The sequence below is a fragment of the Sandaracinus amylolyticus genome, from assembly GCF_021631985.1.
Lineage (GTDB): Bacteria > Myxococcota_A > Polyangia > Polyangiales > Sandaracinaceae > Sandaracinus > Sandaracinus amylolyticus_A.
Window position 1 is genome coordinate 2,609,716 of record NZ_CP070225.1, and the last position, 14,983, is coordinate 2,624,698.

General features: G+C 73.1%; 15 protein-coding genes. 4 read left to right on the forward strand and 11 right to left on the reverse strand.

Features of this window, described 5'->3' with window-relative positions; translation table 11 throughout:
- Window positions 1-5: 5 nt before the first annotated feature.
- Entirely contained in the window at window positions 6-1,553 is a 1,548-nt protein-coding gene (locus I5071_RS10760) for a phytoene desaturase family protein (RefSeq protein ID WP_236605338.1), read from the reverse strand.
- Window positions 1,550-2,602, reverse strand: coding sequence for a phosphoribosylformylglycinamidine cyclo-ligase (gene purM, locus I5071_RS10765; protein ID WP_236605339.1), 1,053 nt, complete (start codon window positions 2,600-2,602; stop codon window positions 1,550-1,552). Before purM ends, I5071_RS10760 begins: the two co-directional genes overlap by 4 nt.
- Before the next feature lie 83 nt (window positions 2,603-2,685).
- Here purM and I5071_RS10770 point away from each other — a divergent pair, with 83 nt between their 5' ends.
- Complete coding sequence (locus tag I5071_RS10770) at window positions 2,686-3,483, forward strand: hypothetical protein (protein ID WP_236605340.1); 798 nt, start codon at window positions 2,686-2,688, stop codon at window positions 3,481-3,483.
- On the opposite strand, the gene I5071_RS10775 is transcribed toward I5071_RS10770, so the two are convergent.
- The 7 genes from I5071_RS10775 to I5071_RS10805 all read right to left on the reverse strand — a co-directional run bounded on the left by I5071_RS10775 (window position 3,480) and on the right by I5071_RS10805 (window position 7,948).
- Window positions 3,480-3,869, reverse strand: coding sequence for a hypothetical protein (locus tag I5071_RS10775; RefSeq protein WP_236605341.1), 390 nt, complete (start codon window positions 3,867-3,869; stop codon window positions 3,480-3,482). The two genes, I5071_RS10770 and I5071_RS10775, sit on opposite strands and share 4 nt — an antisense overlap.
- Window positions 3,866-4,147: an antibiotic biosynthesis monooxygenase family protein gene (locus I5071_RS10780; RefSeq protein ID WP_236605342.1), complete on the reverse strand. Its 282-nt coding sequence runs from the start codon at window positions 4,145-4,147 to the stop codon at window positions 3,866-3,868. The genes I5071_RS10775 and I5071_RS10780 overlap by 4 nt, the downstream gene beginning before the upstream one ends.
- Window positions 4,144-4,803: a cobalamin B12-binding domain-containing protein gene (locus I5071_RS10785; RefSeq protein ID WP_236605343.1), complete on the reverse strand. Its 660-nt coding sequence runs from the start codon at window positions 4,801-4,803 to the stop codon at window positions 4,144-4,146. The genes I5071_RS10780 and I5071_RS10785 overlap by 4 nt, the downstream gene beginning before the upstream one ends.
- Before the next feature lie 47 nt (window positions 4,804-4,850).
- Window positions 4,851-5,270: an HIT family protein gene (locus I5071_RS10790; protein WP_236605344.1), complete on the reverse strand. Its 420-nt coding sequence runs from the start codon at window positions 5,268-5,270 to the stop codon at window positions 4,851-4,853.
- Entirely contained in the window at window positions 5,267-6,073 is an 807-nt protein-coding gene (locus I5071_RS10795) for a chlorite dismutase family protein (protein ID WP_236605345.1), read from the reverse strand. The genes I5071_RS10790 and I5071_RS10795 overlap by 4 nt, the downstream gene beginning before the upstream one ends.
- A 69-nt stretch (window positions 6,074-6,142) precedes the next feature.
- Window positions 6,143-7,408, reverse strand: a complete 1,266-nt coding sequence (locus tag I5071_RS10800; RefSeq protein WP_236605346.1) for a hypothetical protein — start codon at window positions 7,406-7,408, stop codon at window positions 6,143-6,145.
- Window positions 7,409-7,477: 69 nt separating this feature from the next.
- Window positions 7,478-7,948 carry a YbjN domain-containing protein gene (locus tag I5071_RS10805; RefSeq protein WP_236605347.1) on the reverse strand — a complete coding sequence of 157 codons (471 nt, stop codon included), beginning with the start codon at window positions 7,946-7,948 and terminating at the stop codon, window positions 7,478-7,480.
- Between the two features lie 89 nt (window positions 7,949-8,037).
- On the opposite strand from I5071_RS10805, the gene I5071_RS10810 reads away from it, so the two are divergent.
- The 3 genes from I5071_RS10810 (at window position 8,038) to I5071_RS10820 (ending at window position 13,685) form a co-directional block, all read left to right on the forward strand.
- Window positions 8,038-9,732, forward strand: a complete 1,695-nt coding sequence (locus I5071_RS10810; RefSeq protein WP_236605348.1) for an N-acetylmuramoyl-L-alanine amidase — start codon at window positions 8,038-8,040, stop codon at window positions 9,730-9,732.
- Window positions 9,733-9,821: 89 nt separating this feature from the next.
- Window positions 9,822-12,587 (forward strand): [protein-PII] uridylyltransferase, encoded by a 2,766-nt coding sequence (glnD, locus tag I5071_RS10815; protein ID WP_236605349.1) that lies wholly within the window; start codon window positions 9,822-9,824, stop codon window positions 12,585-12,587.
- Between the two features lie 78 nt (window positions 12,588-12,665).
- Window positions 12,666-13,685, forward strand: coding sequence for a tetratricopeptide repeat protein (locus I5071_RS10820; RefSeq protein ID WP_236605350.1), 1,020 nt, complete (start codon window positions 12,666-12,668; stop codon window positions 13,683-13,685).
- A gap of 3 nt (window positions 13,686-13,688) precedes the next feature.
- On the opposite strand, the gene I5071_RS10825 is transcribed toward I5071_RS10820, so the two are convergent.
- Window positions 13,689-14,351 carry an SDR family oxidoreductase gene (locus I5071_RS10825; protein WP_236605351.1) on the reverse strand — a complete coding sequence of 221 codons (663 nt, stop codon included), beginning with the start codon at window positions 14,349-14,351 and terminating at the stop codon, window positions 13,689-13,691.
- A complete protein-coding gene (locus tag I5071_RS10830; protein ID WP_236605352.1) occupies window positions 14,348-14,962 on the reverse strand; it encodes an RlmE family RNA methyltransferase in 615 nt (204 codons plus the stop codon). Before I5071_RS10830 ends, I5071_RS10825 begins: the two co-directional genes overlap by 4 nt.
- Window positions 14,963-14,983: the final 21 nt, after the last annotated feature.

The following is a 14,983-nucleotide window of genomic DNA, read 5'->3' on the forward strand; positions in this document are numbered from 1 at the left end:
CAAACTCAGCTCTCGAGCTTGGTCCAGAGGCCGCGACGCAGGATCGCGGGGCGCCGATCGGAGCGCGACACGATGCGCGCGGCGGACCACGCCGCGAGGAGCTGACCTTCGAGCCCGAGCCCCGGCACCACCTGCGCGTTGCAGAGCAGGAGGCGCTTGATCGGCGTGCGCACCGGGAGCGCGCAGACGCCGAGCGCGCTCGCGATCGGGAACCCGTAGAGCGAGTCCATCGTGTGGCGCCCGCGCGCCCACTTCGCGGTCGGCTCGACGTTCGCGCCGGTCGTGAAGTCCTGCGCGGGACGACCGTCGTGCGGCGAGTCCATGCGCACGAGGTTCGAGCCGAGGAACGGCACGAGCTCGCCGAGCGACGCGACGATGTGCTCGCGGATCGTCTCGAGGTAGTCGGCGACGTCCTCGACCCCGCGTCGCGGGAGCAGCGCTTCCACGCAGAGCAACCGGCGCCCCATCGCATCGGCGGGATGCGTCTCGACGTGCAGGAGGTTCGCGCCGGAGAGCGGGCGTGACGGATCGCGCACGAAGAACACGTCGCGCGCCATGCCCGCAGGGACGCCCTCGGCGCGCAGGTGGAGGTTCAGCGTGTAGCGGTAGTAGCGGACCACCGGCTCGCCCACGCGCTCGAAGAGCTCTTCGAACGGGCGACGATCGGGCAGCACGCGCAGGAACGATCCGACGTCGCTCCCGAGCAGCACGAACGACGCGCCGATCTCTTCGCCCGACGCGGCGATGCGCACGCCCTCGACGTGGCCGCGCTTCACGATGATGGAGTCGATCTTGTCGCGCGCGCGCAGCTCGCCGCCGTGCGCGCGGAGGCTCGACTCGATCAGCGCGCGCAGGCTCGCGGCGCCGCCCTCGATGACCGCGCCGCCCTCGCGCCACGACGAGAAGTGACGGAGCAGACGCAGCGCGGTGCCGTGATCGGGATCCATCCCGTCGGCGAAGCGCACGGGCGCGTGCACGACGAGGCGGAAGGGATGCGTGTCGGGCAGCTCGCGCAGCGGATCGTCGTCCGCGACCGACGCCCGACGATCGGCGGGAGGCGCGAGGTGCGAGATCGCGCGGGCGTGCTCGCGCCGCTCGAAGAAGGTCTCGGGCGGCCACACGAGATCGCGATCGACCGCGCGATCGAGCGCGATCGAGGTGGCGCGGGCGCGCGCGAGGAAGTCGAGCGCCGGGCGCTTCACCTCGGGGAATTCGCGATCGATCTCGCGATCGAGGTGCACGGGATCGAGCGCGAGATCGAGGCGATGGCCGGGGAGGGCGACCTGGAACGCGGGATCGACGACCGCGGCCTGGCGGCGGAACGCCTGGGTGATCGCGAGCTCCGCGAAGACGCGTCGCGCGACCGGTGAGTGCGCGGAGAGGAACGAGAAGGGCGCGCGCGGGAGCTGCTCGCCCTCGAGCTCGTAGGTGGGCCCGAGATCGTCCTGACCGAGCACCAGCACGCGGAAGCCGCGCTTCGCGAGCAGCGCGGCGGCGGAGAGCCCGCCGAGGCGGCTCCCGACGACCACCACGTCGTAGAACGAACGGATCACGTCGCGACGAACTGCACGCGGTCTTCGAACTCGACCCCGGGCGTCTCGATCACGCGGCCGATGATCGACGCGCGCTCGCCGGCAGCGTTCAGCGCGTCGACGGCGCGCGACGCGTCGCTCTGCGGGACCACGACGACGAGGCCCAGCCCGATGTTGAACGCGCGGCGCATCTCGGCCTCGCTCACGCCGCCGAGGCGCTGCACGAGATCGAAGATCGCGGGGCGCGTCCACTTGCTCGCGTCGATGGCGACGCCGAGATCGTCGGGGAGCACGCGCGGGATGTTGCCCGGAAGACCGCCGCCCGTGATGTGCGAGAGGGCGCGGACGTCGATCGTCGCGTCGAGCAGCGCGCGCACCGCCCGCGCGTAGATGCGCGTCGGGCGGAGGAGCGCGTCGACGAGCGGCTCGCCGAGCCCGTCGGGCGTCGAGTCGAGCGCGAGCTTCGCGTGATCGAGCAGCACCTTGCGGACGAGCGAGTAACCGTTCGAGTGCAGGCCGCTCGACGCGACGCCGATCACCGCGTCGCCGCTCGCGACGCGCTTGCCGTCGATGATCGCGCTGCGCTCGACGACGCCGACCGAGAAGCCCGCGAGGTCGTACTCGCCGGGCGCGTAGAAGCCGGGGAGCTCCGCGGTCTCGCCGCCGAGGAGCGCGCAGCCCGCGTCCTCGCAGCCCTTCGCGATGCCCTGGATCACCGACGCGGTGCGCGCGACGTCGAGCTTCCCGGTCGCGAAGTAGTCGAGGAAGAAGAGGGGGCGCGCGCCGGTCGTGACGACGTCGTTCACGCACATCGCGACGAGATCGATGCCCACCGTGTCGTGGCGATCGGCGAGGAACGCGAGCTTGAGCTTGGTGCCCACGCCGTCGGTGCCCGAGACGAGCACGGGGTCCTTCATGCCCGTCGGGAGGCCGCAGAGGCCGGCGAATCCGCCGACGCCGCTCAGGACCTCGGGGATGCGCGTGCGCGCCGCGAACGGCTTGATGCGCTCGACGAGCTCGTCGCCCGCATCGACGTCGACGCCCGAGTCCTTGTAGGTGATTCCGGCCATAACGCGGGCGGAGGATGCGAGGCGCGCGCGGGCCGAGCAAGAGGGCGTGTGAGCGTCGCGCGCGGTGCCCAGGTGTCCGAGGGATGGCCCGTCGGGACCGGCTCCTCGAGGTGCACGTCGGGCCCTTCGGCGAGCTCACGAAGCGGCGCGATGCGCTCGCGCGTGCGCTGCGCGACGAAGGCGACACGGCGGGCGCGGCGCGGGTGAAGGCGCTGAAGAAGCCGCCGATCTCGGCGTGGGCGGTGACGCAGCTGATTGCGACGGAGACGATCGACGCGCTGCTCGAGGCCGGCGACGCGGCGCGGGGCGCGCTCGGCGCCGTGCTCGGCGGTGCCGATCCCGCGACGCTCCGGGCGCGGATGGACGCGCTGCGCGAGGCGATCGACACGCTCACGACGCGCGCGGCGGCGATCGTCGAGGGCGAGACCGGACGTACGCCGGGTGATGCGGTGATGTCGAGGGTGGCCGACGACCTGCGTGCGCTCGCGCTCTCGCCCGATGGGCGCGCGCGAGTGGGGCGCGGGTTTCTCGAGGAGGACCTCGCGCCGCCCGGGCTCGACGCGCTCGGCGCGGTGCCGATGCCCACGACACCGGTCGCGCGCCTCCGGACGCGCGAAGCCGCAGCGCGACGTACGAGCGAGACGCACCAGCGCGTCGTCGAGGCGCAGCGACGACGAGACGATGCGCGTCGGGAACAGGAGGCGGCGCGTCGCGAGGCTCGCCGCGCGGCCGCCGAAGCGCGCGCGCGAAGCGCGAAGGAGCGCGCGCTCCGCGCCGAAGCCGAGAACCTCGCGCGCGAGGCCGATCGCGCCGAGAAGCTCGCGCGTGAGGCCCGTCGTCGCGCCGACGAGGCGCGCCGCGCGCTCGAGCGCCTGAGCTAGAGCGAACGCGCCCGCTCGCTGCCCGCGTCGAGCAGCGCGATCACCGGGTCCGCTTCGTCCGCCGCGAGCCGCTCGCGCAGCACCTCCGCGAGCACGCGGAAGTTCTCGATCACGTCGTCGCGCATCACCTTGCGGCTCTCGAGCATCGGCACGAGCCACGCGACGTAGTCGGTGAAGAGCGACGTCTGCCCCATCGTGAGGGCCGCGACGAGGAAGGTCAGATGGAACTGCGTGTCCTCGAGACAGCGCACCCGCGCGACGTCGCCCCACGGCGCCCAGCGCGCCGCGTCCTTCGCGAGCTCGCGCGTGACCGTCTCCTCGGCGAGCTCGGCGCGTGTCCGCTCGATGATGCGCGCGGCGCGCGCCGAGGGCGGGATCGCGCTCACGTCGCCACCTGCTCGTAGAGCGTGAACACCGCGTCCTGCTCCTCGCCCTCGGCGTGCACCGCGCGGAAGTCGTCGGACTTCAGGTACGCACCGAGCGCGGCGCGGCTCTCCCATCGCGTCACCAGCGCGAACTCCGGTCGCGCGCCGATCGAGCGCAGCACCTCGAGCCCGAGGAACCCGAGGTGCCCGTCGACCAGCTTCGAGCGCGCGCGGAATCGCCGCTCGATCTCGTCGGCCTCGGTCGCCTCGCACGAGAAGCGCGAGATCGCCACGATCATCGGAACGTCTCCTCGATCATCGCGAGCAGCTCCTCGGCGCTGCGTCCCGCGCCGCTCACGCCGAGCTTCGCCGCGATCGGCATCCAGTCTCCGCACGCGCCGCCGCCCACCGCGATCGGCACCTCGGGCACGAGCTCGCGAATGCGCGCCACCGTCCGCTCGAGCTCGGGCAGGTGGAACGCCAGCGTCACCGAGAGCACGACGAGATCGGGCTTCATGTCGTGCACCATCCCGGCGAGCGACTCGCGTGGAACGTCGGCGCCGAGGAACTTCACGTCGTAGCCCGCGAGCTCGAGCGTGTCCGCGGCGAGGCGCGCCGGGAACGCGTGCTGCTCGCCGGGCACGCACGAGACGAGCACGCGCCGATGACGCGGCGGCGCGAGCGGTGCGCGCCAGTAGAGGTGCGCGAGCGCGACGAGCGCCACCGACGTGCCCATGTGCTCGCGCGCGACGCTGATGCGGTTCTCCTGCCAGAGCCGACCGATCGTCTCCTGACCGTCGCGCACGAGATCGCGCCGCAGGATGGTCGCGTCGTAGCCCCCCGAGAGCCCGCGCTCGATCACCTCGACGCCGGCACGGGCGTCGCCGGCGAGCTGCGCGTCGAGGAATGCGTGCCGGAGCTCGGCGAGATCGGGGGCGGCGGGCGCTCGTCGCATCGGGCGCCCTCGTTCCTAGACGCGGGGCGCCCCGTCACAAGTGCGGGTCACGAGATCGCGGCCGTGATGCGCGCCGCGAGCTCCTTCGCCGCCGCGGCGTCGACGGACCCGGGACGCCAGCCGACGCCGAGCCCGCGCTCGCCGCGCTTCGGGATGATGTGGAAGTGCACGTGGAACACCGCCTGGTGCGCCTCCGCGCCGTTGTTCTGCAGGATGTTGTAGGCGGTCGCGCCGGTCGCCTGGATCACGGCGCGCGCGAGGCGCGGCAGCACGCGGCCGATCGCTGCCGCGGACTCGTCGGAGAGCTCGTGGAGGAACGCCTTGCGCTCCTTGGGGATCACGAGCGTGTGGCCCTCCGAGAGCGGCCCGATGTCGAGGAACGCGAGCACGTGCTCGTCCTCGTACACGCGGTGGCAGGGGATCTCACCGTCGAGGATGCGATCGAAGATCGTTCGCGTCTGCGTCACGGCTTGGCTCCGGCGTGGCGGTGGACCGCGCGGCCCACGAAGAAGGGGCCCATCTTCACGATGAACTCCGAGGTCTGCCTCGTGTGACGCATGCTCTGCACCACGTGCGAGAGCGGGTGCAGCGCCTTGCCGACGAGCCCGACCACGAACTCGTTGTCGCCCGCATCGAGCCCGTGACACGCGAGGCGCACGTCGTGCGCGAGATCGGCGCGCCCGTACGCCATGCCGATCGACGCGTGCTCGCGGAGGACGATCGACTGGTCGTGCTTCTCGAGCTTCTCGAACGCGCCGCTGCGGCGCAGCGGGTACCACACGGCCCAGTCCCAGCCCTCGTGAAGCACGTACTCGACGGGACGGCGCAGCAGGCCGTGCTCGAGATCGGGCTCGTGGCCGAGCGAGTACGTGCGTCCGATCATCGTGTGATCGTGGCGCTGCACGAGCCGACGACGCGTGCCCTCGTGGAACACGGGGCGCACGCGATCGACGAAGTGCGCGGGATCCTCGCTCCACGTGAGCAGCGCGAGGCCCGACGGTGAATTCGTGTCGGCGTAGAGCACGTGCGGGACGCCGGCGTCGATCAGCGCGCGCGCGAGCTCGCGCTGCACGTCGGCGGGGGAGGGCAGATCGCGATCGGCGGGCACGTCGAACACGAGCAGCTGCATGAAGAGCCGGCGGTCCATCACCTGGCGCTCGCCGTCGCGCTTGCCGCCGTACTCCCGTACGTCGATCTCGGGAAGGCCCGGCCCTCCGCCCTCGGGCCGCGCTCCGTGACGCGGTGCTCCTCGATCGTCGTCGCCGCTCATCGCCATCCTCCTTGCGTGAGCGTCAACGTACCCGCTGGCTCCACGAGGTCCAGCGTCTCGAGCGCGCGATCAGTACGGGCTCTCGGTGACGAACCCCGAGCCGCTGCGCGACGAGGACGCGCGCGGGCGCACCGTGGTCGCGGGCCGGGGACGCGACGCGGTCGCGCGCGGAGGGCGCGACGCCGTGGTGCGCGGACGGGGCGTCGCGACGCGCGGCGGCGGGGGCGTGCGCTCGAGGCGCAGCGTCAGCGTGCGATCGGCGGAGAGCTCGACGCTCTCGGTCGCGTCGACGCGGCCCTCGGCGCGCGCGACGAGGGTGTGCGACGAGCCCTCGGGCAAGCGACCATCGAAGGGGTTGTTCACCGGCTGCCCGTCGAGCAGCAGCGTCGCGCGCTCGGGATCGGTGCGCACGCGGAGCCGACGCATCGGCGGAGGCGGCGGCGGGAGGGCGGCGACCGGCTCGGGCGTCGCGACCACCGGCTCGGGCGCAGCGGCGACCGGCTCGGGCGCAGCGACGACCGGCTCGGGCGCAGCGACCGGCTCGGGCTCGATCGTCGGCGCGACCGCGCTCGTCGGCGGGGCCTGAGGCGCCGCAGCGGTCGTGACCGCGGGCGCCGCCGGGGCAGCGGACGGCGCGATCGCAGCCGTGCTCGCGGGCTCGCTGGAGCCGGACATCATCGAGGCGCCGAACGCGACGACGAGCAGCGCGACGACGGCCGCCGCGCCGATCAGCGCGTTGCGCGTCGAGCTCGACTGCGGGAGCGCGGGCAGCTCCGACGTGACGTCGGGAGAGCGCTCGACCGTCGAGGGCGCGGGCTCGTGAGGACGCGCGGCCTGTCGTGGACGCGAGGGCACGCGCCCGTGCGTCTGCGCGACCGGCGCGGTCGAGATGGGGGCCGGGGGCGCGAAGTCGATCCCATCGCTCGCGGCCGCTGCGGCGGTCGCGCTCGCTGCGGCCGCAGCTTCCGCGGCCTGCGCGGCCGCATGGGCCGCCGCGGCCTCCGCGAGCGCCGCCCGATGCGCTTCGATCGTCGCGGCCGCGGCGTCGAGCTTCTCGGTCTCGCCGACCGCGGACCACACGTCCTCCGTGGCCGCAGCCTCGCTCCCCGCTTGCGACGCGCCGCTCGCCGGCTGCGCGAGGTCGGGCCCGAGCTCCCAGAGCGCGAACACCTTCGACGCGTGCTTCTCCGCCGCGGTGTCGTCGAATTCGCCCTTCGCGGCGCCCCAGAACCCGCCTTCGTCCGTGGCCGCCGGTGGGGTGCCGCTCGCCTCGTTCGCTTGCGCCGTCGGCGCGCGATCGGTGCTCGGGCTCGGGTCCTCGACGGCGCTGCTCATGAGGGCGACCCCGGCGCCTCGAGGGCCGGGTGCGAGCAGCCTACCATCGCGTTTCCGCGGTCGCTACCGTCAGGAACGCTCGCTCCCGAAGATCTGCGTGAGGCGATCGTCCCACTCGTCGGCGACGCTCGCCATCGTGTGCAGCAGGTCCTCGAACTCCTCGTAGTCGAGCCCGCTGAGCCGTCGAAGCGCGCGCAGGTAGACCGCGTCCTTGTCCTTGTCGATCGCGAACGCCGCATCGCTGGTGACGAGGAAGTTCAGCTCGAGCAGGCGTCGATAGAACGCCTCGCGACCGCCCGTGGTCTCGCGCGGGATGTCCATGATGCGCGAGAGGAAGAGCAGGATCCCGTGCTCGTGGAGCACGTTGATCCCGACCGTCGCCGAGCCACGACGCACGTCGGTGTATCCATCGCCGTCGAGAGGATCGAGCTCGACGCCGACCGCTGTCCCGAAGCGCCGGAGGTAGTCGTTGACCATCTCCGTCGCATCGCGATAGACCCGCCCGGTCTGTCGATCCTGGTACGTGGGAGTCTCGCTCACGTCATCGCTCTCCTGGGGAGTCGGGGCGAGACCGCGACACACCACCACCGTCGAGACGAGCCGTGCACCGCGCCCGCAGCGTCCACCCCGTGAGCCCGCGATGCTACCCGCGACGCTCGCGGCTGAACAGCGCGATGCTGCTCGCGGTGCTCGTCGCGGCGTGCAGCGCACCGGCGGAGCCGCGCGCCGACGGCGGACCGCGCGACGCAGGGCGCGCGATGCCGCCCGAGGTCGGCGAGCTCGACGCGATGGGCATGCCCCTCGATCGGCTGCGATCGATCGAGGACGCCTGGGCCGCGCGCACCGGTCCGAACGAGGCCGGCGTGCGCGCCGCGCGACGCGCCGCATCGCTCGCGCGCATCCGTGCCCTCCGCGAGCCCGAGGGAGACGGCCTCGCGCGGGCCCGCGCGCTCCTCGCCGAGGCGTCGCTGCGACGCGACGTCGCGGGCGCGTGCGACGCCGCGATCGATCTCGCGCGGCTCGAAGCACGCGATGCGGTCGATCCCACCGCGGCGTATCTCGTCGCGCATCGCGCGTCGCGACGCTGGACCGACGATGCGTGCGCGCTCGAGGCGCGACGCATCCTCGGCGCGCTCGAGGGCCACCGCCCCGATCGCGCGCTGCTCGCTGCGATCGACGCCGATCCGAACGCCGACGATCCGAGCATCGGGCTCGCCGGCGACACCGAGACACCGCCGCGCGACGCGCTCGAGGCATGGGCCGCGGAGCGCACCATCGCCGGCGAGCCTGCGACGCTCGAGTCGATCGTCGTGTACGGCCACGAGGATCGCGAGGCGCGCAGCGTCCGCGTCGTGCTCGCGCTCGATCGCGTCGCGGCCTACGAGCGCCTCGATCTTCCCGCGGAAGGCGAGCTCCCCGCGCGTGTCGCGATCGATCTCGCGTCGACGACGCCCGCGTCCTCGCTGCCCTCCACGATCCCCGTGGGCGCAGCAGGCCTCGCGAGGATCCGCCACGCGCGCCGCGACGATCGGACGCGCATCGTGCTCGATCTCGAGCCCGGCACCAGCGCGCGGGTGTTCCTCCTGCCGCAGCCGTTTCGCGTCGTGATCGACGTGACGCGCGGCGATGCGACGACGACCGGCGCCGCGCGCGACGTCGATCTCATCCTGATCGACCCGGGCCACGGCGGCGACGACTACGGCGCGCGCGCGTTCGGCATGCGCGAAGCGGACATCGTGCTCGACCTCGCGATGCGGGTGCGCGACGTGTTGCGTCGTCGCCTGCCGAACGTGCGGGTCGTGCTCACGCGCGATCGCGACGTGTTCGTCTCGCTCGAGCAGCGCGCTGCGATGGCGAACGCGGTGTCCGCCGACGCGTTCGTCTCGATCCACCTCAACGCGGCCGACGAGTCCGTCGATCACGGCGGCGTGACCACGTTCGTGCTCGACACCACCAACGATCGCCAGGCGCTGCGCCTCGCGGCGCGCGAGAACGGCACCACCACCGCCGAGGTGGGCGGCCTCGCGCGCATCATCGCGGGGCTGCGTCGCGAGGAGCAGGTCGCGACGTCGCGCGCGCTCGCCGAGCGCATCCACCGCGGCACGCTCGCGGGCGGTCGCACCGTGCTCCCGCGCCTGCACGATCGCGGCGTGCGCAGCGCGATGTTCTACGTGCTCGTCGGCGCGACGATGCCGGCGGTCCTGGTCGAGGCCTCGTTCATGACGCGCGAGGACGAGGCTGACGCGCTGCGCAACGACCGATACCGGGGCGCGCTCGCCGACGGCATCGCGGAGGGCATCGTCCGCTGGGTCGAGGGGCGCTGATCCTCGACGGATGTCCAGGCATCCCGCCCCGAATTCGTCGCCGTCCGATGTTTGCACGGGAATGAATCGCGCCGAATACTTTCGGCCTCATGGCCGAAGGCGCGCGTTCGTCGCTCTCGGGGCGGGGCCCGGGAGGTCCCGCCCCCTCGCTCGACCTCGCCACGCTCGCCCCCGGGCTCGGCAAGACGTGCGAAGAGTATCGCGCGACGTATCGCGGGCGCCTCGCCGAGATGGTGCGTCGCGGCGAGAGCGGCGTGCGCGTCGCGTCGATGCACGCGCGCATCCTCGACGGGCTCCTCAGCGCGCTCTACTGCGCGTCGACCGCCGCCGCCAAGACGAGCGGTCGGGGCCCGCGCGGGCGCACCGCGCTGCTCGCGGTCGGCGGCTACGGCCGTGGACTGCTCGGCCTCCACAGCGACCTCGACGTCGTGCTGCTCTGCGAGGATCCCGGCGATCCCGGCGCCGCGCTCGTCGCGCAGGCGCTGCTCTATCCACTCTGGGATCTCGGCCTCGAGATCGGCCACGCCGTGCGCGGGGTCGACGAGACGCTCGCGCTCGCGCGCGACGATCTGCGCACCGCGACCACGCTGCTCGACGTGCGGCGCGTCTCGGGCGACGCGAGCCTGGTCGACGAGCTGCTGCGCGGCGCGCGTCGCCACGTGTTCGAGCCTGCGATGAGCGACATCCTGCAGGCGCTCGCAACCGACACCGACGCGCGCCACGAGCGCTACGGCGGATCGCGTTTCCTGCTCGAGCCCGAGGTGAAGAACGGCTGCGGCGGCCTGCGCGATCTCGACGTGATCCTCTGGACCGCGAACGTGCGCTGGGCCGCGCGCTCGCTCGAGGAAGCGGTCGCACAGGGTGTCCTCCTGCATCGCGAGGCGCAGGAGCTCGACGCCGCGCGCGAGCTCCTCTGGCGCGTGCGCAACCTGCTCCACTCGCGCGGCGAGCAGAACGGTGGATCGGGGCGTCGCCACGATCGCCTCACGTTCGAGGACCAGGAAGACGTCTCGGTGCAGATGGGCTTCGTCGACGACGGAGTCTCGCTCGGCGTCGAGCAGTTCATGCAGACGTACTACCGCCACGCCCGCGTGGTGGAGACCGGCGTCGAGCGCATGCTGTCGCGCGCGCGCCACCACGACCGCAAGGCGCCCGCGCCGCTCGAGGAGCTCGGCGGCGGCGTGCTCGTGTTCGATGGGCACGTGACGCTGCGCGAGTCGGAGGCGCTCGATCGCGATCCCGCGCTCGCGCTGCGGCTCTATCGCCAGGTGGTCCGTCGCAACCTGCCGCCCTATGCGTTCGCGCGCGATGCGATCGCGCGCGCCGCCGCGGACCCCGCGTGGTGCGAGCGCCTGCGCGCGAGCCGCGAGGCCGCCGATCTCTTCCTCGAGCTGCTCACCCACGTGGGCGATGCGCCGGTGCGCCGCGGCTCGATGCTCGCGGAGCTGCACGAGGTCGGCGTGCTGCTCGCGATGATCCCGGAGTTCGAGCCGGTCACCGGCCGCGTGCAGCACGACGTCTACCACGTGTACACGGTCGACGTTCACTCGGTGGCCGCGGTCGATCGCCTGCGCGCGCTGATGCGCGGCGATCACGCGAGCGATCTGCCGATGCCGACGCGCCTCGCGGCCGACGTGCCGCGCCCGATGACGCTCTTCCTCGGCGTGCTGCTGCACGACATCGGCAAGGGACGCGGCGGGCACCACGCGACGATCGGCGCGCAGCTCTCGGTGCCGATCGGCGAGCGCCTCGGGCTCACGCCGGGCGACGTGCTCCACGTGCGCTGGCTCGTGGAGGAGCACCTCAGCCTCTACCACTGGGCGCTGCGCCGCGACATCACCGACCCCGACACGATCGCCGAGGTCGTGCGGCGCGTCGGCACGCTCGATCGGCTGCGCGATCTCTACGTGCTCACCGTCGCCGATCTCTCGACGACGAACCCGAATGCGATGACCTCGTGGAAGGCGCGCATGCTCGACGACCTCTACCTCGCGAGCGCCGCGTGGCTCGAGGCACCGGCGGGGCAGGGCGGCGAGCAGGGCGAGAAGCGCGCCGACGCGATCCGCGATCAGGTGCGCGTCGGGTTCGTCGGGGACGGTCGCCAGGCCGAGCTCGAGTCGTTCCTCGCGTCGATGCCCGATCGCTACGTGCTCGCGAACCCCGTCGACGTGATCCGCGCGCACGCGCGTGTCGTGCGTGATCGCGACGGTCGCACCGTGCACGTCGCGCTGCGCCCGGGCCCGAGCGAGGAGGTCGCGGAGCTGGTCGTGGTCACCGACGATCGCCCCGGCCTGCTCGCCGACGTCGCCGCGGTGCTCGCGTCGTCGCGCCTCGACATCACGACCGCGCAGATCCACACGCGGCCGCGCGCGGGCTCGCACGACGAGGCGTTCGACGTGTTCCAGGTGCGCCGCACCGGCGCGGCCGAGGGCGAGCCCGTCGATCGCGAGCTCGTCTCGCGCATCCAGAAGGACCTCGAGGATCTCGTCACCGGTCGCGTGAGCGCGAAGGATCTGCTCGCGCGCCGTGCCGCGCCGCCCGCGTGGGCGCGCAAGCACATGCCCGCGGTGAAGACCGAGATCCTCATCGACGACGACGTCTCGCCGCGCTTCACCGTCATCGACGTGTTCACGCGCGACCGCGTCGGCCTGCTGCACGCGATCGCGCGCACGCTGCACGAGCAGGGGCTCTCGATCGCGCTCTCGAAGGTCACGACCGAGGGCGAGCGAGTGGCCGACGTCTTCTACGTGACCGACGAGCGCGGGGCGAAGCTCCGCGACGGAGCGCGTGTCGCCGCGCTCCGGGACGCGCTGCGCGCCGCGATCGATGCGCTCGCCGAGCGCGACGCGCGCTGATCGTTCTCGCGTCTCGCACGTCCCATCTCGTCCGGCGCGGGCTCGACAGCACGCCGCGTCAGGAGATAGAGAGGCCGCATGCGGAGAACGCTCAGGTCCGGCGCGCTCGTGCTCGCGCTCCTCGGGTGTGGCGGCGGCAGCAGCGCCGGCAGCACGGCGTCGAGCGGCGGTGAGGAGCCGATCGAGTTCGAGGACGAGGCCGCCGCGCGCCGCGCGCCTCCCGCGAGCGAAGAGGTCACGCAGGCCGAGCAGCTCATCGCGCAGGGCGAGCCCGATCGGGCGGTGCCGCTCCTCGAGGCCGCGATCCAGCGCGATCCGCGCGACGTGCGCGCACGCCTCGATCTCGGTCTCGCCCACGAGATGCGCGAGGATCTCGCGGCCGCCGAGCGCGCGTACCGCGGCGCGATCGAGGTCGATCCGACGTTCGCCGAGGCGCTCAACAACCTCGGCGCGCTCCTCCGCGACACCGATCGCGGCGAGGAGGGCATCGCGATGCTGCGCCGCGCCGTCGAGGCACGCCCGGGCCTCGCGTCGGCGCACCTCAACCTCGCGCTCGCGCTCGAGGACGCCGGTGACGACGCGGGCGCGGAGAACGAGTACCGCACCGTGATGCGCCTCGCGCCGCGTGATCCCGCGAGCCGCACCGCGCTCGCGATGATCCTGCTCTCGCGCGGCGATCGCGATCAGGCGCTGATCGAGCTGCGCCGCGCGCTCCCGCTCGCCGAAGGCAGCCGCGCCGATCTCGCGGCGATCGGCAACGGCCTGCGCCGCGCCGGCGACGCTGATCTCGCGATGCGCGCGCTGGGTGAGTCGATCGCGGCCGAGGACACCCCGGCACCGCCCGCGCTGCGCGCCGAGCTCGCGCTCGCCGAGTACGCCGCGGGTCAGCGCGACGCGGCCGAAGCCCGCATCCGCGAGATCATCCGCGACGAGCCGAGCTATCCCGACGCCCACTGGGTGCTCGCGAACATGCTCGCCGCGCGCGAGGCCTGGCGCGATGCGGCGACCGAGTACCAGACGTTCCTGCGCATGGCGCCCGACGCGCCCGAGGCCGCGCAGGCGCGCGCCCGCCTCGAGCACGTGCGCGCCCAGCGCTGATCGTCAGAACGGGAGCGGGGTCCCGTTCGCGTGCACGAACGAGCCGCTCGTCGCGAGCGTGAGCTCGTCGATGCGCGCGACGATGCCCTGCGCCGCCTCGTGGGGCCCCACGTTGCCCGCGCCCGCCGTCATCCCGGTGCGCACGTAGCCAGGGTGCACCAGCACCACCGCGATCCCGGCGCCCGCGAGATCGCGCGCGAGCGACACGCCCGCCGCGTTCAGCGCGGCCTTCGACATGCGATAGCCGTAGTACCCGCCGCTGCCGTTGTCGGCCATCGAGCCCATCCGGCTCGTGATCAGCGCGAGCTTCGAGCCTCGCGCGAGCCGCGGCCGCAGCGCCTTCGCCCACTGCAGCGGCGCGATCGCGTTCACCTCGATCTGGCTGCGCACGTCCTCGAACGACACGTCGTCGACCGAGTCGTCGCGCAGCACACCGGCGTTGAGGATCACGCGATCGAGCACGACGTTCCCGATCGCCGCGACCACGCGCGCGATCGCCGCGGCGTCGGTCACGTCGACGCCCTCGTGGATCTCCGCGCCGGTCGCCGCGAGCTCCTCCGAGCGCGCGCGGCAGATCGCGATCACGCGATCCCCGCGCGCGACGTGCTGCTGCACGAGCGAGAGCCCGATCCCGCGGTTCGCGCCGGTGATCAGCGTCGTCGTCACGACGTCGCTCCCGCCTGCGCGGGCGCGCGCTTGCGGAGCCCGACCAGGAACGTCTCGATGCTCTCGGTGCGCGTCGCAGGCGGCTTCACGATCTTCACCTCCTCGAAGGCGCGCGAGACCGCACGCCGCGCTTCCTCGAAGTCCGGCCCCTGGAAGATCTTCGCGACGAAGTGCCCGCCCGGGACGAGCAGCTGCTCGGCGATCCCCAGCGCGCGCATCACGAGGTTGAACGAGCGCGCCTGATCGGTGAACCGATGCCCGCTCGTCGCGGGCGCCATGTCGCTCATCACGACGTCGAAGCGCTCACCCCCGAGCTGCGCGTCGAGATCGGGGCTCATCACGTCCTGGGTGCGCATCTCGGCGTTCGGCGGCAGCGCGCCGCGGAACTCCTGGAGATCGAGCCCGAGCACGCGCCCGTTCGCCCCGACCTTCTGCGCCGCATACGCGGTCCACGAGCCCGGGTAGGCGCCCAGATCCAGCACCCGCGCGCCCGGCCGCAGGAGCCGCACGCGCCGATCGATCTCCTCGAGCTTGTAGACGGATCGCGCCGCGTACCCCTCGCGCTTCGCGCGATGTCCCCAGTGATCCTGCGGTCTGCGGCTCCGACTCACGCGGCTGCTCCCTGCGACAGA